The following is an 18,051-nucleotide window of genomic DNA, read 5'->3' on the forward strand; positions in this document are numbered from 1 at the left end:
CACCCGCGGAAGCGGGTGATCCAGTATTCCAGAGACAGTCGTGAGGTGCGGAGAAGCTGCGGCGTACTGGATTTCCCGCTTTCGCGGGGAATGACAGCGAGTGAGTTCAGCAGCCTTACGCCACCGCTTCCTTGGCCTTTTCCGCGCGCTTGCGCTCGTTCGGGTCGAGGTGCTTCTTGCGCAGGCGGATCGACTTCGGCGTCACCTCGACGAGCTCGTCGTCCTCGATGTAGGCGAGCGCCTTTTCCAGCGTCATGCGGATCGGCGGGGTCAGGCGCACGGCTTCGTCTTTCGAGGTCGTGCGGATGTTGGTGAGCTGCTTGCCCTTGAGCACGTTGATCTCGAGATCGTTGTCGCGGGTGTGCTCGCCGACGATCATGCCCTTGTAGACCTTCCAGCCGGGCTCGATCATCATCGGGCCGCGATCTTCCAGCTTGAACATGGCATAGGCCACCGCTTCGCCCTGGTCGTTGGAGATCAAGACGCCGTTGCGGCGGCCCTGGATCTCGCCCTTGTACGGCGCATAGCCGTGGAACAGGCGGTTCATGATCGCGGTGCCGCGGGTGTCGGTGAGCAGTTCGCCCTGATAGCCGATCAGGCCGCGGGTCGGCGCGTAGAACACCAGGCGCTGGCGATTGCCGCCCGAGGGCTTCATCTCGATCAGCTCGGACTTGCGCTCGCTCATCTTCTGCACGACGACGCCGGAGTGCTCCTCGTCGACGTCGATCACGACTTCCTCGATCGGCTCCAGGGTGGCGCCGGTGGCTTCGTCCTTCTGGTACACGACACGCGGGCGCGACACCGAGAGCTCGAAGCCCTCGCGGCGCATGGTCTCGATCAAAATCGCGAGCTGCAATTCGCCGCGGCCGGAGACTTCCATGGCGTCCTTGTCGGCGGACTCGACCACGCGCAGCGCGACATTGCCTTCCGCTTCGCGCAAGAGACGGTCGCGGATCATGCGGCTCGTCACCTTGTCGCCTTCGGTGCCGGCGAGCGGGGAGTTGTTGACGATGAAGGACATCGACACGGTCGGCGGATCGATCGGCTGCGCCGGCAGCGGCACCTCGACGGTGGGATCGCAGAAGGTGTCGGCGACGGTGCCCTTGGTGAGGCCCGCAATCGCGACGATGTCGCCGGCTTCGGCTTCATCGAGCGGCGTGCGCTCGAGACCGCGGAATGCCAGGATCTTGGTGATACGTCCGGACTCGACCAGCTTGCCGTCGGCGTGCAGCACCTTGACCTGCTGGTTCGGCTTGAGCACGCCGGACGAGATGCGGCCGGTGATGATGCGGCCGAGATAGGGATTGGCCTCCAGGATGGTGCCGATCATGCGGAACGGACCTTCCTCGACTTTCGGCGGCGCGACGTGGCGCAGGATCAGGTCGAACAGCGGCTCCATGCCCTTGTCCTTCGGACCCTCGGGGCTATCGGCCATCCAGCCTTGCTTGGCCGACCCGTAGAGGATCGGGAAGTCGAGCTGCTCCTCGCTGGCGTCGAGCGCAGCGAACAGATCGAACACCTCGTTGATGACTTCGGTCGGGCGCGCGTCGGGGCGGTCGACCTTGTTGATGACGACGATCGGCTTGAGGCCGACCTTGAGCGCCTTGGAAACCACGAACTTGGTCTGCGGCAGCGGGCCTTCGGCGGCGTCCACCAGCACCAGCGCGCCGTCCACCATGTTCAGGATGCGCTCCACCTCACCGCCGAAATCGGCGTGGCCGGGAGTGTCGACGATGTTGATGCGGGTGTCCTTCCACTGCACCGAGGCCGCCTTGGCCAGGATGGTGATGCCGCGCTCGCGCTCCAGATCGTTGGAGTCCATGGCGCGATCGGTCACCTTCTGGTTCTCGCGGAACGTGCCGGATTGCTGGAGGAGCTTGTCGACCAGGGTCGTCTTGCCGTGGTCGACGTGGGCGATGATGGCGACGTTACGAAGATTCATGAGCGAGCTTCTTTGCGGTCGGACAATGGGTTAAGCGCGATCTCGCCGGTCAAGCCGGGACCTGTTCGCGGGAACAACGCTGAAACGTGGAAAACGGGGCCTGCTACGCCCAAAAAGGAAACCCGGCCATATCGACCGGGTAGCCCAATGCGTTTGCGGCGCAATATAGGGAAAAAACGCCAAAAAACAATGCGTTCTTTCGGAGTTGGTTGATTGAATTTTGTCCGGGAATCCCCGGAGCTTAGGCGATCACGGCCAAATCGGCCTGATATTCGCGCAGCCGGCTGTCCCGGTCAGCCCGGCGCGGCGCGGCTCTCGGGCTCCTCGGACGGATAGACCCCGCGCAGCACCTCCTCGAAATGCAGCTTCACGGCGTCATTGCAGAGGCAGGCGCGCAGGCGCAAGCCGTCATGATTGCGGACCAGGATCGCGCCGCGCCTTGTGTCGAGCACGCCTTCGGCCTTGAACGATTGCAGCACGCGGCTGGCATAAGAGCGGCCGACGCCGAGCAGTGTCGCGAGCTGCTCGTGCGTCAGCGGCACGCTGCTCTCGTCGCCGGTCCGCTCCATCGCCGCGACGATCCATTTCGCCGTGCGTTGCTCGATCGAATGAATCGCGTTGCAGGCGGTCGACTGGAAGATCTGCGCCAGCATGCAATCGGCGTAGCGGGCGAAGATGTTGCGCAGCGACGGCGAGCGGGCCTTTGCCGCCTCCAGCTTGCCGACGTGGATGCGCGCGAACGGGCCGCCGAATTTCACGCAGATGCGGGTATAAGCCGGAAGGAATCCTTCGCTGACGATGCCGCCCACCGCGCCTTCGCGGCCGACCAGGATGGTCTCGACGTCGCGGCCGTCTTCATTCGGGACGAGAAACGTCGCAAGCGACGGACCGCAGGGAAAGTGCACGACCTGGACATCGTCGCCGGGATTGTAGAGCAGATGGCTCGCGCCGATATCCTCCACGGTGACGTGCGGTGCGAGCAGCGCGTAATCGACCGCGCTCAAACGCCGCAGCAGATTGTTGGCGGGCCGGGTGTCGACCTCGTTGGCCTTGCTGATCCGCGCATCCATCGTGAACTCCCTGTCCTGCACTCCACATTAGCGAGTTCCGTCCAAGGGCTGTGTGCACATGTGGACAGACGACAAAACTGTTCTGTGGTGAGTTTCGTTCCGGGAACCCTCCGATGCGCTGGGCGCAGGTGTCGGCACGAGGCTGTCCTGACCGGTGACAACGATGCAACCCTCAATAGCCAGGACCATGATACCTGCCTCCCCGGACGGCTCGGCCGATATCCCTGCCGACGTATTGATCGTCGAGGACGATCCGATCATTGCGATTGATTTCGAGGACCGCCTGCTCGGATTCGGCGTGCGGAGCGTGCGCACGGTGGGCTCGGTGGCCCAGGCGCTGGACGCGATCGCGGCACGTGCGCCGGACTTCGCGCTGCTCGATGTGGAGCTGATCCGCGAGAAGAGCTTTGCAATCGCCGAGCGGCTCGCCGCGCTGGACATTCCTTTCGTCTTCGTCACCGGCTATGGCGCGGAGACCGGCATTCCCGCCCAATTTGCCGGCCGTCCGCGTCTGCAGAAGCCGTGCTCCAGCGATGCGCTGGAGGCGGCGTTGCAGATCCGCGGCGGTTGAGCAGCTTCAGGCGAACTTCGGATCCAGCGTGGTCGACCACAGCGCGACGTCGGCACGGTCGCGCAACGTCACGGTCATCTGGCCGGAGGCGCCGTCGATCTTGACGTGACCGAAGAACTGCATGCCCGCGGAGGGCGGCAGGTTCTGCTTGTCGAGGCCGGGCGCCTTGATGAAGCGCACGTCGGGACCGAACGTATTGTCGAGCTCGTTCGGGCCGAACGTGCCGGCATGCAGCGGACCCGAGACGAATTCCCAGAACGGTTCGAAATCCTGGAATTGCGCTTTGTTGGGATCGTAATAATGCGCGGCAGCGTAGTGCACGTCCGCCGTCAGCCACACCGTATTCCTGATCGGCGCCATCTTGATGAAGCGCAGGATGTCGGCGATCTCGAGCTCGCGGCCGCGCGCCGGGCCGTCGCCCTGCGCGAATGCTTCCGAGCCCTTCTTGTTGGTCGCATCGTCATAGACGATCAGGCTGAGAGGCATGTCGGAGGCGATCACCTTCCAGGTCGCGCGCGAATTGAGCAGGCCGCGCTTCAACCAGGCCATCTGCTCTGGGCCGAGGAAGTAGCTGGCCGGGCCGTACTCCGTCTCCAGGTTGGCGCCGTTCGGGCCGCGATAGCTGCGCTCGTCGAGCACGAAGACGTCCAGATGCGGCCCGTAGGAGATCTGGCGATAGACCCGGCCCGGCTCGTTGATGCTCTCGCGCATCGGATACATCTCGTGGAAGGTGCGAGACGCGCGCGCCGCCAGCAGCGAGATGTCGCGCACCTTGTAGGCAGCAGGAAGATCCTTCGACAGCGACCAATTGTTGGTCACCTCGTGATCGTCCCACTGCACGAAGATCGGCACTTCGGCATTGAAGGCGCGGACATTGTCGTCGGTGAAATTGTATTTGTGCGCGGCGCGGTACTCGTCCAGCGTCTCGGCGACCTTGGCCTTCTCGGGGATGGTGACGTTCTTCCAGACCTTGCCGTCGGTCAGCTTGACTTCGGAGGGGATCACGCCGTCGGCGTAGATCGTGTCGCCGGAATGCAGCAGGAAATCCGGCCGGTGCTTGCGCATGGTTTCGAACGTGACCATGCCGCCGTCATCGGGATTGATGCCCCAGCCCTGGCCGGCGACGTCGCCGCCCCAGACGAAGCTGACATCGCGGCGATCGGCCGGCGCGGTGCGGAAGCGGCCCACCACCGGCTTGGCTTCGATCGCGGTGTGCGAGAGATCGCGGAAGCGGACGCGGTAGAAGATGTCCTGGCCCGCGGGCAGATTTTCCACCAGCATCTTGGCGGTGAAGTCGCTCTCGGGCAGCGCGGCGATCGGCGGCAGCGCGCGGGCGTTCTTGAACGAATCCGTCGTCGCCACCTCGACCAGCATCTGTGCGGGCCGGTCGGTCCGCGCCCAGATCACGCCGCCGTCCACCGTGACGTCGCCGGATTGCACGCCATGGGTGACCATGGGCCGGTCCGCCGCGCGCGACAGATGCGGCATCGCGATCGCGCCGAGCGCACCGGCGCCGGTGGTGAGGAATTTGCGGCGGGAAAATCTGATCTTCATGGCGATGCTCTCGATATCGCGCAGGCCCCGCCGAGGCGGCGGTCGCTGGAATGAGGTTAGAGGCTATATCGAGACAGTGTGACGCGGCGATTACGCGTGCGGACCTTTAGGCGTTGCCGGCGGCACGGAATTGGGCGCCGGCGCGCTGCAGGTTCGGCGGCAGGCTGGACAGCACGACTTTGCGGTCGGCAATCGCGGCATGGAATTGATCGAGGACGATGTTGAAGGCGGTCAGCGCGCCTTCTTCGATGGCGCCGTGATCGTAGCAGCGCAGCGTGTCGCGCAAGATCTCGTCGGCTTCGGCCTGCATCTGGTCGAGCTCGTCGGCGGTCTCGCTCTTGCGGGCAGCGACCAGCATGTCGAGCAGGCGCTCGCGCTGATGGTTGTTGGTGTTGCGCTCGTCCTTCTTGAGGTAGCCGGCGAACCAGGCGCCGATCGAGCCCATGGCCGAAAGCGCCATCAGGCTCCACCAGATGTAATCGCTGTACTTGTCAAGGAAGGTCTTCTCTTCGCCGTCGACGAACGCGGCCGCGCCCGGATGCACCGGGATCACCGCATCCTTGTCGGTATCGGGCGTCTCGATCTTCGCGGCCTGCGGGAACTCGGTCAGCAATTGCTGGCGCACGGCGAAGAGCTGCCGGGTGAAGGCCGCGACCGTGGTCTCCGACAGGCCTTTGCGCGCCACGATGTGGTGCGAGAAGCTGATCGTCTTGACCTCGTCGTCGGGGCGATCGGGCGAGCCGCCATAGGTGCCGGCAGGAATCTCCGAGGATTCATAGACCGGATGGTTTTGTGCGATCGCATCCGCCGAATCGATCGCAAGGAAGGTCGGCGTACTGCCATCCCTGGCGGAGGCGGCAATCGCATCGGACGTGATCTTGCTGTTGACGGGACCGGCCGCGAGATAGACGTCGGCCTTCTGTGCCCTGATCGCCTCGGCGGCCTCGCTCGCCGGAAACTGCACGACTTCCACCTTGGCGGGATCGACGCCATATTGCTGGAGGATCACCTTGAGCAAACTGACGTTGGCCGGCGTGCGGCCGACCACGCCGACGCGATGGCCGGCGAGCTGCGCGATCTTGGTGATCTTCGCGCCCTTCTTCTTGCCCTTTCCGGATACCGACCACAGCACCACGACGTTCTTGCGCAGCGTTGCGACGGCTTGCGCATTCTTCGGCACATCGAGATCGCCGCGGATGATGGCGAGATCGGCCTTGCCCTCGGCGAGCTCACTCGCGCTGGCGATGGCGCTGTCGGTCTGGATCGGGCGCAGCCGGACGTATCCCTTGCTCTGCGCGAAGGCCTGCGTCAGCGCCTGCACCACCTTGACGTCGTCGCTATTGGCTGGACCGACCGCGATCTTCAGCACCACGGGCCGCATCGCGAAATAGTAGCCGCCCGCCAGCGCGCCGATGATGGCGAGCACCAGCGCCAGAGACACGAGCGCCGTCTTCCGCGCCGCCGATCGCGGCGAAGGCGGAGGGGGCGCTTCGGCCAGGTCCAATCCCCCGGTCATCGATCTCCCAAACAGGCGCTTCAGGCTCAGTTTCATCTTGGCCGGCGATTTACGCCTGTAATTATAGCAAATTTCTTGTCCGGCGGGGTTACATCTCCGTCATGGTTAGCGGACCGGGCGAAATCCCTTTGGACCCGGGCCGTAAGCACGGTGTTAGGGTAAAGTTTCCCTGAAACGGAGGCCATCATGGCAGAGCGGCTGTCGGCGGACGCACGCAAAGAGGCGCTGGGTGGTATCCCGGGCTGGACCGAGGTTCAGGGCCGCGAGGCCATCGGGAAAACCTTCGTCTTCAGGGACTTCAACGAGGCGTTCGGCTTCATGACCCGGGCCGCGCTGGTCGCCGAGAAAATGGATCACCACCCCGAATGGCGCAACGTCTACAAGACGGTCGAGGTGGTGCTGTCGACTCACGACGCCGGTGGCGTCACCAATCTCGACATCGAACTCGCTACCAAGATGAACGCGATTGCCAAGCTGACGCAGGGCTGACGTCTTGCGGGCAGCATGCGCATCCCCATCTTGTGATCGTCACCGGATGCGGCCTTCGGCCGCGCCGGATCATGCGGGGAGTTTGCAAAGATGGCTGCCGAACACAGCGTCGGCTTCGAGCCGGCCGATCGGCTCGCGGAAGATCGGGAGAGTGTTCGACGTCGCTTCTGGCGCAAGCTGAAGCGCGTCGCCGCGCAGCTGCCGTTCGCAGAAGACCTGCTCGCCGCCTATTATTGCGCGTTCGACCGGCAGACGCCGCGCCACGTCCAGGCCTCGCTGCTCGGTGCGATCGCCTATTTCATCCTGCCGTTCGACTTCATTCCCGACGTGATGCCGGTGCTCGGCTTCACCGATGACGCCGCCGTGCTTGCCACCGCCATCCGCATGGTCGCGAGCCACATCACGACAGAGCACCGCGACGCGGCCCGTGCCGCGCTCAAGCGCGGGGTGGATGAGGCGGAGGAGAAGGCGGAGGCGGCGTAATAGCGCGCGCGACCTCAGCCACTCACACCGCCGTCATGCCCCGGCTTGACCGGGGCATCCAGTACGCCGCGCCTTCTCGGCTCCATCGCTGACGTCTCTGGAAAACTGGGTCGCCCGGTCAAGCCGGGCGACGACAGCGGAGTTTTTGGCGCATCCTCACGGATGCAAGATCACCTTGCCCATGGCTTGGCGTCCCGCCAGCACTTTCAGCGCGTCGGCGGTCTGCGCCAGCGGGAAGGTGCGGTCGACATGCGATGAAATCTTTCCTTCCGCCGTCCACTTCACGAGCTTCTCGAGATTGGCGCGGTTCTTGGCGGGATTGACCCGGGTCCATGCGCCCCAGAACACGCCGCGGATATCGCAGCCCTTCAGCAGCGCGAGGTTCAGCGGCATCTTCGGAATATCGCCGGCGGCAAAGCCGATCACCAGGAAGCGCCCTTCCCAGGCGATCGAGCGCAGCGCCTGTTCGGCGTAAGCGCCGCCCACGGGATCGAAGATGATGTCGACGCCCTTGCCGTCGGTGAGTTTGCGCAAACCTTCCTTTAGATCTTCCTTGGCGTAGTTCAGCGTCAGCTCGGCGCCGTGCGCTTTGGCAAAGGCAAGCTTCTCGTCCGACGAAGCGCAGGCGATCACTTTCAGGCCCATCAGCTTGCCGAGCTCGCAGGCGGCAAGGCCGGTGCCGCCGGCCGCACCCAGCACCGCGAGCGTCTCGCCCGGCTTGGGGCTGGCGCGATCCTCCAGCGCATGCAGCGCGGTGCCGTAGATGATGATGATGCCGGCCGCGCGGTCGTAATCGAGATTCTCGGGGATCTTCACGATGGATGCCGCCGGCAGGGCGATCTTTTCACGCGCGCCGTTGTGGCCGCACGACGCGACCACGCGGTCGCCGACCTTGAGATCAGTGACACCGGGGCCGATGCTCTCGATCACGCCCGCAACCTCCGCGGCCGGCGAGAACGGGAAGGGCGGCTTGATCTGGTACTTGCCCTGAATCATCAGGATGTCGAAAAAATTCAGGGCCGCCGCCTTGATCGCAATCACGGCTTCGCCGGGACCCGCCACCGGATCCGGCACATCGGCGAGCACGAGATCGTCGGGCTGGCAATATTGCGAGCAGAGAATGGCTTTCATGGCGGCACCTGAAGCGTTTCGAGGGAATTATAGTTGGGCCGGTTTTGCCGGATTTGGTGCGGCCCGACAATCCGGATTCTTTGTCGCGGACAGCACGACGTCCTATCCTCGTCGTTGCGAGCGCAAGCGAAGCAATCCAGAGTCCGTCCTGCGGAAAATAGTCTGGGATTGCTTCGCTGGTGCTCGCAATGACGGAGTGTGTGGAAACAGCGAGGATTCAAACGATGTTTGAAACGGGCCTGCTCAAGAACAAGCGCATCCTCGTCACCGGCGGCGGCTCGGGCCTCGGCGCGGCAATGGGCCGACGCTTCCTCACGCTCGGCGCCGAGCTCGTGATCTGCGGCCGCAAGCGCGATCGTCTTGAGGAAACCGCAACCGAGATGCGCGCGCAGACCGGCGGCAAGGTCACGATATCAGCCTGCGATATTCGCGACGGCGCCGCCGTCGACGCGATGATGGATGCGATCTGGCGCGAGGCGCCGCTCGACATCCTCGTCAACAATGCCGCCGCGACCTTCATCGCGCAGAGCGAGCATCTGTCCTTCCGCGCGGCCGATGCCATCCTGGCGCCGACGCTGCATGGGGCGATGTACTGCACGCTCGCCGCGGGCAAACGCTGGATCGACGGTCGGCACAAGGGCGTTGTGCTCTCGATCCTGTCGACCTCGACCATCACCGGCCGCGCCTTCACCGTTCCCTCGGCAATGGCGAAATCGGCGGTGTTGGCGATGACCAAGAGCCTGGCGGTGGAATGGGGGCCGAAGGGCATCCGGACCGTGGCGATCGCGCCGGGGCCGTTCCCGACGCCGGGTGCGTCCGGACAGTTGCGGCTCCAGGGCCGTGACGACAGCCTGATGCGCAATCCGCTGGGCCGCACCGGCGACCATAGCGAGCTGGCCGACCTCGCCAGCTTCTTGATTTCCGATCGCGCCGCTTACATCAACGGCGAGATGGTGGTGATCGACGGCGGCGCGCATCTGCGCAGTTCCGGCGCCGAGGACCTGTTGCAATGGTCGGACGCGCAATGGGCCGAACAACGCGCCGCGCGGTCCAAAAGCTGACCGTCTCGCCCCGCTAACTGCCTTCCCAAATTGAGCTTTCCCGGCTATCCCTGACCGGGGACAAAGCGCGACCGGGCCATCTTCCAGTCACAATATTGAGGGAACCACTCCGGCATGTGGCGGGTGCTCTTTTTGGCTTTGATGACTGGCGTGACGGCGTGGGGAACAGGTGATTCCGCGCGCGCGCAGACGGCGCAACCGGCGCCGAAGACTGCGGCAAAGCCCGCTGCCGCCAAGACGGCTGCGAAGACGGCAGCCAAGTCCGAGGGCAAATCGGCCCCTTCAGCGGCCGTCGCGGGTGGTGCGGAGCCGACCTTGATCGGCCAGTTCGGCACCTGGGGGGCCTATTCGGCGACACCCAATGGCAAGAAGGTCTGCTTTGCCCTGGCCAAGCCGTCCTCGTCCAAGACCAATCCGCCGAACCGGCCGCGCGATCCCGCCTATGCCTTCGTCTCGACCCGGCCGGCCGAGAAGGTGAACAACGAAGTCTCGGTCATGATCGGCTACGCGCTGAAGCCGGGCTCCGAATCCACCATCGAGGTCGGCGGCGCCTCCTTTGCGATGTACACGCAGGGCGACGGCCTCTGGATCAAGAACGCGGCCGAGGAGGAGCGGATGGTGGAGGCCATGCGCAAATCCGCCGATCTGGTCGTCAAAGGCGTCTCGGCCAAGGGCACGGAGACGACGGATACTTTCTCGCTGAAGGGCCTTGCCCAGGCGCTCGACAAGATCGCGCAGGATTGCAGGCATTAAGGCTGCGGGCGAGAAGGTCGCAATCGGCCGTTCCGGTTGCTATATAGGGGCGGTTCCAGAATTTTCGTCGTTATGACCGGGCTTGACCCGGCCATCCACGCGCTGCGACAGGCGGAAAAGAACGTGGATGCCCCGACAGGCCCGGGCATGACGAGACAGCAAACTACTCAGGTAGCCAATGCAACCGACGACCGAGCCGCGCGACGCAATCCTGGTGGAGAAGACTCCGCTCGAAACCTATGTGCCGCTGGCAAAACCCTCGCTGATCGGATTGTCGCGCACTGAGCTTGCCGATCGCCTCGGCGAGATCGGCGTCGCTCCGGCGCAGCGCAAGATGCGCGTGCAGCAGCTCTGGCACTGGCTCTATTTCCGCGGCGCCCAGAGCTTCGACGACATGACCTCGATCTCGAAGGGCATTCGCGCCGAACTCGCGCAGCGCTTCACCGTCGACCGGCCCGAAGTCGTGGCCGAGCAGATATCCAATGACGGCACCCGCAAATGGCTGCTGCGGCTGCCGAGCGGCGACTCCGTCGAGAAGGCGCACGAAGTCGAGTGCGTCTACATTCCCGAGACCGATCGCGGCACGCTTTGCGTTTCTTCGCAGGTCGGTTGCACGCTGAACTGCGCCTTCTGCCACACCGGCACGCAGCGCCTGGTGCGCAACCTCACCGCCGGCGAGATCGTTGGCCAGATCATGGTCGCGCGCGATCGCCTGAACGACTGGGCCGACCGCGAGGACGGCACGCGCCGCGTCACCAATATCGTGATGATGGGCATGGGCGAGCCGCTCTACAATTTCGACGCGGTGCGCGATGCGCTTCTGATCGTCGGTGACAACGAAGGCATCGGCATCTCCCGCCGCCGCATCACGCTGTCGACCTCGGGCGTGGTGCCGAACATCGTGCGCGCCGGCGAGGAGATCGGCGTCATGCTGGCGATCTCGCTGCATGCGGTGCGCGACGAGCTGCGCAACGAGCTGGTGCCGCTCAACCGCAAATATCCGATCAAGGATCTGCTGCAGGCCTGCCGCGACTATCCCGGCGCCTCGAACGCGCGCCGCATCACCTTCGAATATGTGATGCTCAAGGGCGTCAACGATTCGCTCGACGATGCAAAGCTGCTGGTGAAGCTGCTCAAGGGCATTCACGCCAAGATCAACCTGATCCCGTTCAATCCCTGGCCCGGCACCGCCTATGAATGTTCGGATTGGGACCAGATCGAAAAGTTCTCCGAATACATCTTCAACGCCGGCTATTCCTCGCCGGTGCGCACGCCGCGCGGCCGCGACATCCTCGCTGCCTGCGGCCAGCTCAAGTCGGAGACGGAAAAGCTGTCGGCCAGGGAACGCCAGGCGCTGCGCGCCATGGCGATGACGGATTAGCCTGATGTGCGCGCCGTCGCATCCTCGTCATTGCGAGGAGCGTAGCGACGAAGCAATCCAGCCTGCCTCCGCGGAGGCATCTCTGGATTGCTTCGCTACGCTCGCAATGACCGAGAGAGTCCCGTCATGTCCCTGATCGGCCGCCTCATCATCATCTTTATCGGCTTTCTCGCCGCCTGTTTCGTCGGCGGCATGATCGTGGTCGGCGCGCTGCTGTTTCCGGAGTTTTCCGATCTCGGCGCCGGTCCCGTCGATCAGGGCACGATCGACATCCTGCTCGGCTTCGGCTTCATTTTCGTTTCTGGTTTCGCGCTGGTGCCGGCGGCGGTGATCGTCGCGATCACCGAAGCGCTCTATATCCGCAGCGCGCTGGCCTACGCTGTCGGCGGCGGCCTCGTCGGGCTCGCCTGCTATCTCGGGCTCGTTCCGTTCGACTCCGAAACATTGCGATTCGAAGGCATCGTGCGCCGGCATCTGGAGATCATGACCGGCGCGGGCATCGTCGCCGGAATCGTCTACTGGCTGATCGCCGGCCGCAACGCCGGGGCATGGCGCATCCCGCCGGCCCCGCGCCAGCCGCCCCCGCCGCTGCCGTCGAGTTCGCGGCCGGATGCGCGGTAAATCGTGCGGTCATTCCAGGGTTTCCATCTCCGTTCCACTCCGCTAAACCGCGCGCCATGAACCGGACTGGACTCTTCATCGCCCTTTCGCTGTGGCTCGTGATCGGCGTCGTTTTCGGCCTCTATCCCGAGCTCGATCTCAAGCTTGCCGCGCTGTTCTTCGATCCTGCGACCAAGACGTTTCCGCTCAAGCAGAACGGCTGGGCCGAGATCGCGCGGGACGCTGCGATGTGGGTCTCCTGGGCTTGCGTGCTGCCGTCGCTGGTCGCACTGGTGGTGAAAATGATCAGGCCCGACCGTCCCCTGATGGTGTCGGGCCGCACGATCGTGTTCCTGCTGGTCACCATCATCCTGTCGGCCGTCATTCTCTCCAACCTCGCCTTCAAGACCTATTGGGGCCGCCCGCGGCCGGTGGTGGTGACCGAGTTTGCCGGCGACCAGCAATTCGTGCCGTGGTGGGATCCCCGCGGCGGCTGCGCGCGCAATTGCTCGTTCTTCTCGGGCGAAGGTGCAACCGCGTTCTGGACGCTGGCGCCGGCCGCGCTGGCGCCGCCGGCGTGGCGGCCGCTCGCCTATGCCGGCGCAGTCGTGTTCGGGGCCGTGACATCAGGACTCCGCATGGCCTTCGGCGGACACTTCTTCACTGACGTCGCGACCGCCGGCCTCGTCACCTTCGTCGTGATCTGGTTCGGTTTCGCGCTGATCTACCGCTGGCCGCGGACCCGGTTTTCGGACGAGGCGGTCGATGCGGCTCTGACCCGTCTGAACATGCCCGCCTACCGGCTCCGCCAGCGCCTGTTCAGCCGCAAGGCGGGTCCCGAGCCCTCGGTTTGAGCCATTAAATGCGTGCCGAGCCCTGCGAAATTTGATATTCGCGCGGTCAAACACGCCCCTCATCAGCCCTGAGACCCGATTGGAAGCCCCATGACCACGATCCTGAAAAGCCTGCCCAAGGGTGAGAAAGTCGGCATCGCTTTTTCGGGCGGCCTCGACACCTCAGCAGCGCTGCTCTGGATGAAGCAGAAGGGCGCGCGCTGCTACGCCTATACCGCCAACCTCGGTCAGCCCGATGAGGCCGATTACAACGAGATCCCGCGCAAGGCGGAGGCATTCGGTGCCGAGAAGGCCGTGCTGGTCGATTGCCGGACACAGCTCGTCCACGAGGGCATCGCCGCGATTCAATCAGGCGCCTTCCACATCTCGACCGGCGGCATCACCTATTTCAACACGACGCCGCTCGGGCGGGCGGTGACCGGCACGATGCTGGTGGCCGCTATGAAGGAGGACGGCGTCAACATCTGGGGCGACGGCTCGACCTTCAAGGGCAACGACATCGAGCGCTTCTATCGCTACGGCCTTTTGACCAATCCGTCCTTGCGCATCTACAAGCCCTGGCTCGACCAGCAGTTCATCGACGAGCTCGGCGGCCGCGCCGAGATGTCGGCGTTCATGACCGCGCAGGGCTTTGCCTACAAGATGAGCGCCGAGAAGGCGTATTCGACCGACAGCAATCTGCTCGGCGCCACGCACGAGGCCAAGGATCTCGAGAGCCTCGACAGCGGCATCAAGATCGTCAACCCGATCATGGGCGTGCCGTTCTGGCGCGACGACTGCGTCGTGAAGGCCGAGAAGGTGGTGGTGCGTTTCGAGGAAGGTCAGCCGGTCGCGCTGAACGGCAAGACCTTCTCCGATCCCGTCGCGCTGTTCCTCGAAGCCAACGCCATCGGCGGCCGCCATGGCCTCGGCATGAGCGACCAGATCGAGAATCGCATCATCGAGGCCAAGAGCCGCGGCATCTACGAGGCGCCGGGCATGGCGCTCCTGCATATTGCTTACGAGCGCCTCGTCACCGGCATTCACAACGAAGACACCATCGAGCAGTATCGCATCAGCGGCATGCGCCTCGGGCGTCTGCTCTATCAGGGGCGCTGGTTCGACTCGCAGGCGTTGATGCTGCGCGAGACCGCGCAGCGCTGGGTCGCCCGAGCCGTCACCGGCGAAGTCACGCTCGAGCTGCGCCGCGGCAACGACTATTCTATTTTGAACACGGAAAGTCCGAACCTCACCTATGCGCCGGAAAGGCTCAGCATGGAGAAGGTCGAGGACGCCGCCTTCACGCCGGCCGACCGCATCGGCCAGCTCACCATGCGCAATCTGGACATCGCCGACACCCGCACCAAGCTCGGTCTCTATTCGAAGACCGGTTTGCTCTCGGGCAGCGAAGGCTCGCAGATCTTCCGGCTGGAAAGCGACAAGGGCTGACGTTAGGCAAAGCGAAGCGTGCCCGCGCATTTTCCGTGATCGAGAGAGGTGGTGGGCACGGCGCTATGCGCCTTTGCCAACCCTACGACTTCACGCCACGTCGCCGCACGCGCGTCACAACCAAAACAAAAATGGCCGGGATCGCTCCCGGCCATTTTCTTTTTGCGACCGCCTCAGCGCGGCGGCGGGGCCGCGTTGGCCTGGCCGCCGTTCAATAGCGGCGTGATGCGACGGACGGTGACGCGCCGGTTGATCCGGCTCGGGCCGTCGGTCTGCTCCTTCAGGTACTGCTTGCCGTAGCCCTGCGACGTCAGGTTCTCGGCAGGTACGCCGAACTGCTGGGTCAGTAGTTCGGCCGCGGCCTGCGCCCGGCGATCCGACAGCGACAAATTGTCTACGTCGTTGCCGACCGCGTCGGTGTGGCCCTCGATCAGGAACACCTCCTGCGGGTTGGCCCGGATCGCCTGGTTGATGCCGTCGGCGATCACCTGGAGCCGCGCCGCCTGATCAGGCGGAATGGTCCACGATCCCGTCTCGAAGTTGATCGTGTTGACGTCGACGCTCGGCATCGCCATGCGGACGTTCGGCGAGTAGCGGATCTCGTCGAGCGAGTAGCGTCGCTCGATCCGCTGCACCGGCGGCGCCCGCATCGTCTCGTAGATCACGTCCGGCGATGCTTCCTGGGCATCGACGATGTAGCGATCGTAGGGGATGCTCACGACCGGCGGCGGCACGTCGACATAGAAGCCGCCGACCGCGCGCGGGTCGCGATAGGTGTTGTCGATGATGATGATCTCGCGCCCGCCGGGGTCCCTGCGGATTCGGCGGAGCAGCGAACCATCGGGACCGACCACGGTGATCACCTCGCTGCCGTCGGGACGGATCACGACGGTGCGGGTCTCGCCGCCGACGGTCTCGGTGCGGATGTCGCGGGCGCCATAGCGGAAGCGATAGAGATCGTTGCCGCGGACATATTCCTGACCGCTGGGGTCGCGGATGATGATGCGGTCCGGCTCGGTGTAGATGGTGCGGCCGCCTTCGACGACTTCCTGCCGCTGATTGCGGTAGTCGGCGATGGTGGCGCCGATCACGGCACCGGCGACCACGCCCGCACCGAACGCCAGCGGCGTCAGGTCACGCTGCGGCGGACGCGGCGGCGGCGGCAGCGGGGCGGCAACGGCCGGCGCGGCGCGGAAGGCCGGTGCAACCGTCGGCGGGGCGTACTGAGCCTTGTTGGGCGGCGGCGCTGCGGCCGGCGTGGCCGGGACGACCGTCGGTGCAGCGGCGCCGGGCGGCGGTGCCGGGGGACGCTGCACGGCGCCCGCCTGCGGCGTCACAGGCGGTGTTCCAGCCGTGGGCGCGCCCGCAGCCGGCGCTCCACCCTGACGGCCGGGAGGCGCCACAGCGCCGCCGGGAGCCGGGGTTGGCGTCGGAGTCGGGCCTGCAGCTGGCGGGGCGCCCGGACGTGCGGGCACCGGCGTCGGGGTGCCAGTTGGTGCCGGCGTGGCAGCCGGAGCTGGTGCCCCTGCGGCCGGCGGAGCGCCGGGGCGCACTGGGGTCACAGTCGGCGTGGGCGTGGGTGTCGGCGTAGCAGTCGTTGCTTCCGGGCGAAGTGCCGGCGCTGCGGGCGACGGCGTCGGCGTTGCCGTCGGAGCTGGCGCGGGTCTTGCGCCAGGAGCCGCTGAAGGCGGAGGCGGAGGCGGCGCAGCCGGCCGCCCCGGCGCCGTCACAGGCGGCGGAGGGGGCGGTGTCGGAGCGTGCTGCTGCGGAGCCGCAGCCGGAGGCGGCGGTGTGGGGGCGTGCTGCTGCGGCGCTGGGGGCGGAGGCGGCGTCGGCGCATGTTGCTGCGGCGCTGCGCCCGGAGGCGGTGGTGTCGGAGCATGCTGCTGCGGCGCCGGAGGCGGCGTCGGCGGCTTGGGTGCAGCAGGCGGCGGCGGAGGCGGAGGAGGCGCCTGATGAGTTGCGGGCGGCGGAGGCGGCGGCGTCGGGCGTGACGGCGCGGCAGCCGGCGGAGGTGCGGCAGGCGGATGCGGCGGTGCCGCCGCGGGCGGCGGTGCAGTCGGATGGGCGGGAGCCGCAGGCGGCGGAGGCGGCGTCGCCGGACGCGCGCCGGGCGGCGGCCCCTTCGGCGCTTCCTTCGGAGGCTGCTTCGGTTTTCCGTCAGGGCCCGTCTCTGGCTGGGCCTGCGCGACCACGAGTGGCGGCGCGGATTGCGCGTGCGATGCGGAGCTTGCGAATTGCATCGCGGTCAGAGCCGTCGTGGCAAGCAGCACGAAACGAAGGTTGGTCATGTGGTTCAACTTCCCCGGAAGGTTCTTTGACGAAGTCTGGTGATGAACGGCTACGCGTTAGGCCGCATTGTGGCGGGCGAAGCGGTCGCGGCCCGATTTATTTCTGCACGCAAATCACGTCACGATCGCGACGTTCATTGCGCATTCAGACGCTGGTTGCAATCGCCCCATATGTAATCGCTGCAGTCTCACATGCGGTCCTGCGACGAATTGGCATCCGTCGCAGGATTAGGCGTGAGCGGACCGTCCGGTCCACGCGATGGAATCTCTTCGGGGATGCGGCCCGGCAATTCATCGGGGCTCGGTGATTCGCCGGGCTCGCGCACCGGCGGCGTGATCTCGGGCTGCGGATTGCCCGGCGGAATTCCCGGCGGCGGCTCAACGGGCGTGCCGGGCGTCGATGGTGGTATCTCGGGCGGTTCGATCGGCATCACATCGAGACCTTGCGATTGTCGCCGATGTCGGGACGCGTATTCGTCACCGCTGCTGCGGCCATCTTCACGTAGGAGATCACCGTACCCGGCGAATCCCAGAACTCGGCATCATCGGGCGTGACCTTGAGCACGCGAATGTTGGGATCTTCGGCAGAGTCCCACCACGCCTTGGCCGGCGTCGAGAAAAGCTCCTTGATCTTGGCCCGGTCATTGGAGATGGCCGCAGTGCCCGTCAGGGAGACATATTTCTGACTGCCGGCATCGGCGAATGACAGGTTGATCGAGGGATTGCGAGCAATCTCCTCGTCCTTGTGACGCCGTGCGTCCGTCAAGAAATATATCGTGTTCGCGTCGCGATCGAGATAGGCGCTCATCGGCCGCGCGCGCAGCTTTTCGCCGTCGCGTGTCACCAGCATGGCAAAGCCGATCTTCTTCATCAGCTCCCAGGCGCGATCGACGTCGCGCGCATTGTCGTTGGCCATATCGTGCTCCT

At 65.3% G+C, this 18,051-nt stretch carries 17 protein-coding genes; 9 read left to right on the forward strand and 8 right to left on the reverse strand.

The window, feature by feature from the left end; genetic code table 11:
• Nucleotides 1–115 precede the first annotated feature (115 nt).
• Both typA and X265_RS01555 read right to left on the reverse strand, forming a co-directional pair.
• Nucleotides 116–1,942, reverse strand: coding sequence for a translational GTPase TypA (gene typA / locus X265_RS01550; protein WP_128963315.1), 1,827 nt, complete (start codon nucleotides 1,940–1,942; stop codon nucleotides 116–118).
• Between the two features lie 293 nt (nucleotides 1,943–2,235).
• Nucleotides 2,236–3,012, reverse strand: coding sequence for a Crp/Fnr family transcriptional regulator (locus X265_RS01555; protein WP_128963316.1), 777 nt, complete (start codon nucleotides 3,010–3,012; stop codon nucleotides 2,236–2,238).
• A gap of 187 nt (nucleotides 3,013–3,199) precedes the next feature.
• On the opposite strand from X265_RS01555, the gene X265_RS01560 reads away from it, so the two are divergent.
• On the forward strand, nucleotides 3,200–3,583 hold the full coding sequence (locus X265_RS01560; RefSeq protein ID WP_164938372.1) for a response regulator: 384 nt from the start codon (nucleotides 3,200–3,202) through the stop codon (nucleotides 3,581–3,583).
• A 6-nt stretch (nucleotides 3,584–3,589) separates the two neighbouring features.
• Here the strand turns inward: X265_RS01560 and X265_RS01565 are convergent, their stop codons facing one another.
• Nucleotides 3,590–5,137, reverse strand: a complete 1,548-nt coding sequence (locus tag X265_RS01565) for an alkaline phosphatase D family protein (RefSeq protein WP_128963318.1) — start codon at nucleotides 5,135–5,137, stop codon at nucleotides 3,590–3,592.
• A 106-nt stretch (nucleotides 5,138–5,243) separates the two neighbouring features.
• A complete protein-coding gene (locus tag X265_RS01570) occupies nucleotides 5,244–6,689 on the reverse strand; it encodes a TAXI family TRAP transporter solute-binding subunit (RefSeq protein ID WP_128963319.1) in 1,446 nt (481 codons plus the stop codon).
• Nucleotides 6,690–6,839: 150 nt separating this feature from the next.
• Between X265_RS01570 and X265_RS01575 the strand changes: the two genes are divergently transcribed.
• Both X265_RS01575 and X265_RS01580 read left to right on the forward strand, forming a co-directional pair.
• Complete coding sequence (locus X265_RS01575) at nucleotides 6,840–7,142, forward strand: 4a-hydroxytetrahydrobiopterin dehydratase (protein ID WP_128963320.1); 303 nt, start codon at nucleotides 6,840–6,842, stop codon at nucleotides 7,140–7,142.
• Between the two features lie 90 nt (nucleotides 7,143–7,232).
• Nucleotides 7,233–7,625 carry a YkvA family protein gene (locus X265_RS01580; protein WP_128963321.1) on the forward strand — a complete coding sequence of 131 codons (393 nt, stop codon included), beginning with the start codon at nucleotides 7,233–7,235 and terminating at the stop codon, nucleotides 7,623–7,625.
• A 156-nt stretch (nucleotides 7,626–7,781) separates the two neighbouring features.
• Here the strand turns inward: X265_RS01580 and X265_RS01585 are convergent, their stop codons facing one another.
• Nucleotides 7,782–8,756: an NADPH:quinone oxidoreductase family protein gene (locus X265_RS01585; protein ID WP_128963323.1), complete on the reverse strand. Its 975-nt coding sequence runs from the start codon at nucleotides 8,754–8,756 to the stop codon at nucleotides 7,782–7,784.
• Nucleotides 8,757–8,980: 224 nt separating this feature from the next.
• Here X265_RS01585 and X265_RS01590 point away from each other — a divergent pair, with 224 nt between their 5' ends.
• From X265_RS01590 to argG, 6 genes are all read left to right on the forward strand, one after another.
• Entirely contained in the window at nucleotides 8,981–9,817 is an 837-nt protein-coding gene (locus X265_RS01590; RefSeq protein WP_128963324.1) for an SDR family oxidoreductase, read from the forward strand.
• A 114-nt stretch (nucleotides 9,818–9,931) separates the two neighbouring features.
• Nucleotides 9,932–10,570 carry an invasion associated locus B family protein gene (locus X265_RS01595; protein ID WP_128963325.1) on the forward strand — a complete coding sequence of 213 codons (639 nt, stop codon included), beginning with the start codon at nucleotides 9,932–9,934 and terminating at the stop codon, nucleotides 10,568–10,570.
• A gap of 178 nt (nucleotides 10,571–10,748) precedes the next feature.
• Nucleotides 10,749–11,951 carry a dual-specificity RNA methyltransferase RlmN gene (rlmN, locus tag X265_RS01600; protein ID WP_128963326.1) on the forward strand — a complete coding sequence of 401 codons (1,203 nt, stop codon included), beginning with the start codon at nucleotides 10,749–10,751 and terminating at the stop codon, nucleotides 11,949–11,951.
• Nucleotides 11,952–12,077: 126 nt separating this feature from the next.
• Nucleotides 12,078–12,572, forward strand: a complete 495-nt coding sequence (locus tag X265_RS01605) for a hypothetical protein (protein ID WP_128963327.1) — start codon at nucleotides 12,078–12,080, stop codon at nucleotides 12,570–12,572.
• Nucleotides 12,573–12,628: 56 nt separating this feature from the next.
• Nucleotides 12,629–13,405 (forward strand): phosphatase PAP2 family protein, encoded by a 777-nt coding sequence (locus X265_RS01610; RefSeq protein WP_128963328.1) that lies wholly within the window; start codon nucleotides 12,629–12,631, stop codon nucleotides 13,403–13,405.
• Between the two features lie 90 nt (nucleotides 13,406–13,495).
• Nucleotides 13,496–14,833 (forward strand): argininosuccinate synthase, encoded by a 1,338-nt coding sequence (gene argG, locus X265_RS01615; protein WP_128963329.1) that lies wholly within the window; start codon nucleotides 13,496–13,498, stop codon nucleotides 14,831–14,833.
• A gap of 173 nt (nucleotides 14,834–15,006) precedes the next feature.
• Here argG and X265_RS01620 read toward each other — a convergent pair whose 3' ends face one another.
• From X265_RS01620 to X265_RS01630, 3 genes are all read right to left on the reverse strand, one after another.
• Nucleotides 15,007–17,124 (reverse strand): OmpA family protein, encoded by a 2,118-nt coding sequence (locus X265_RS01620; protein WP_128963330.1) that lies wholly within the window; start codon nucleotides 17,122–17,124, stop codon nucleotides 15,007–15,009.
• Nucleotides 17,125–17,312: 188 nt separating this feature from the next.
• Nucleotides 17,313–17,555, reverse strand: coding sequence for a hypothetical protein (locus tag X265_RS01625; protein ID WP_128963331.1), 243 nt, complete (start codon nucleotides 17,553–17,555; stop codon nucleotides 17,313–17,315).
• The gene (locus X265_RS01630) at nucleotides 17,555–18,040 is read right to left on the reverse strand and encodes a pyridoxamine 5'-phosphate oxidase family protein (RefSeq protein WP_128963332.1); all 486 of its coding nucleotides are present in this window, start codon (nucleotides 18,038–18,040) and stop codon (nucleotides 17,555–17,557) included. Before X265_RS01630 ends, X265_RS01625 begins: the two co-directional genes overlap by 1 nt.
• Nucleotides 18,041–18,051: the final 11 nt, after the last annotated feature.

Origin of the sequence: Bradyrhizobium guangdongense (genome assembly GCF_004114975.1) — a bacterium.
In the GTDB taxonomy this organism is placed as follows: domain Bacteria; phylum Pseudomonadota; class Alphaproteobacteria; order Rhizobiales; family Xanthobacteraceae; genus Bradyrhizobium; species Bradyrhizobium guangdongense.

What these genes read in the sequence shown, in the direction of transcription:
- X265_RS01625 (WP_128963331.1), bottom strand. Translation starts at nt 17,555, where the DNA reads ATGCCGATCGAACCGCCCGAGATACCACCATCGACGCCCGGCACGCCC.
- X265_RS01620 (WP_128963330.1), bottom strand. Translation starts at nt 17,124, where the DNA reads ATGACCAACCTTCGTTTCGTGCTGCTTGCCACGACGGCTCTGACCGCG.
- X265_RS01575 (WP_128963320.1), top strand. Translation starts at nt 6,840, where the DNA reads ATGGCAGAGCGGCTGTCGGCGGACGCACGCAAAGAGGCGCTGGGTGGT.
- X265_RS01560 (WP_164938372.1), top strand. Translation starts at nt 3,200, where the DNA reads ATGATACCTGCCTCCCCGGACGGCTCGGCCGATATCCCTGCCGACGTA.
- X265_RS01630 (WP_128963332.1), bottom strand. Translation starts at nt 18,040, where the DNA reads ATGGCCAACGACAATGCGCGCGACGTCGATCGCGCCTGGGAGCTGATG.
- typA (WP_128963315.1), bottom strand. Translation starts at nt 1,942, where the DNA reads ATGAATCTTCGTAACGTCGCCATCATCGCCCACGTCGACCACGGCAAG.
- X265_RS01585 (WP_128963323.1), bottom strand. Translation starts at nt 8,756, where the DNA reads ATGAAAGCCATTCTCTGCTCGCAATATTGCCAGCCCGACGATCTCGTG.
- rlmN (WP_128963326.1), top strand. Translation starts at nt 10,749, where the DNA reads ATGCAACCGACGACCGAGCCGCGCGACGCAATCCTGGTGGAGAAGACT.
- X265_RS01570 (WP_128963319.1), bottom strand. Translation starts at nt 6,689, where the DNA reads ATGAAACTGAGCCTGAAGCGCCTGTTTGGGAGATCGATGACCGGGGGA.
- X265_RS01610 (WP_128963328.1), top strand. Translation starts at nt 12,629, where the DNA reads ATGAACCGGACTGGACTCTTCATCGCCCTTTCGCTGTGGCTCGTGATC.
- X265_RS01580 (WP_128963321.1), top strand. Translation starts at nt 7,233, where the DNA reads ATGGCTGCCGAACACAGCGTCGGCTTCGAGCCGGCCGATCGGCTCGCG.
- argG (WP_128963329.1), top strand. Translation starts at nt 13,496, where the DNA reads ATGACCACGATCCTGAAAAGCCTGCCCAAGGGTGAGAAAGTCGGCATC.
- X265_RS01605 (WP_128963327.1), top strand. Translation starts at nt 12,078, where the DNA reads ATGTCCCTGATCGGCCGCCTCATCATCATCTTTATCGGCTTTCTCGCC.
- X265_RS01555 (WP_128963316.1), bottom strand. Translation starts at nt 3,012, where the DNA reads ATGGATGCGCGGATCAGCAAGGCCAACGAGGTCGACACCCGGCCCGCC.
- X265_RS01595 (WP_128963325.1), top strand. Translation starts at nt 9,932, where the DNA reads ATGTGGCGGGTGCTCTTTTTGGCTTTGATGACTGGCGTGACGGCGTGG.
- X265_RS01590 (WP_128963324.1), top strand. Translation starts at nt 8,981, where the DNA reads ATGTTTGAAACGGGCCTGCTCAAGAACAAGCGCATCCTCGTCACCGGC.
- X265_RS01565 (WP_128963318.1), bottom strand. Translation starts at nt 5,137, where the DNA reads ATGAAGATCAGATTTTCCCGCCGCAAATTCCTCACCACCGGCGCCGGT.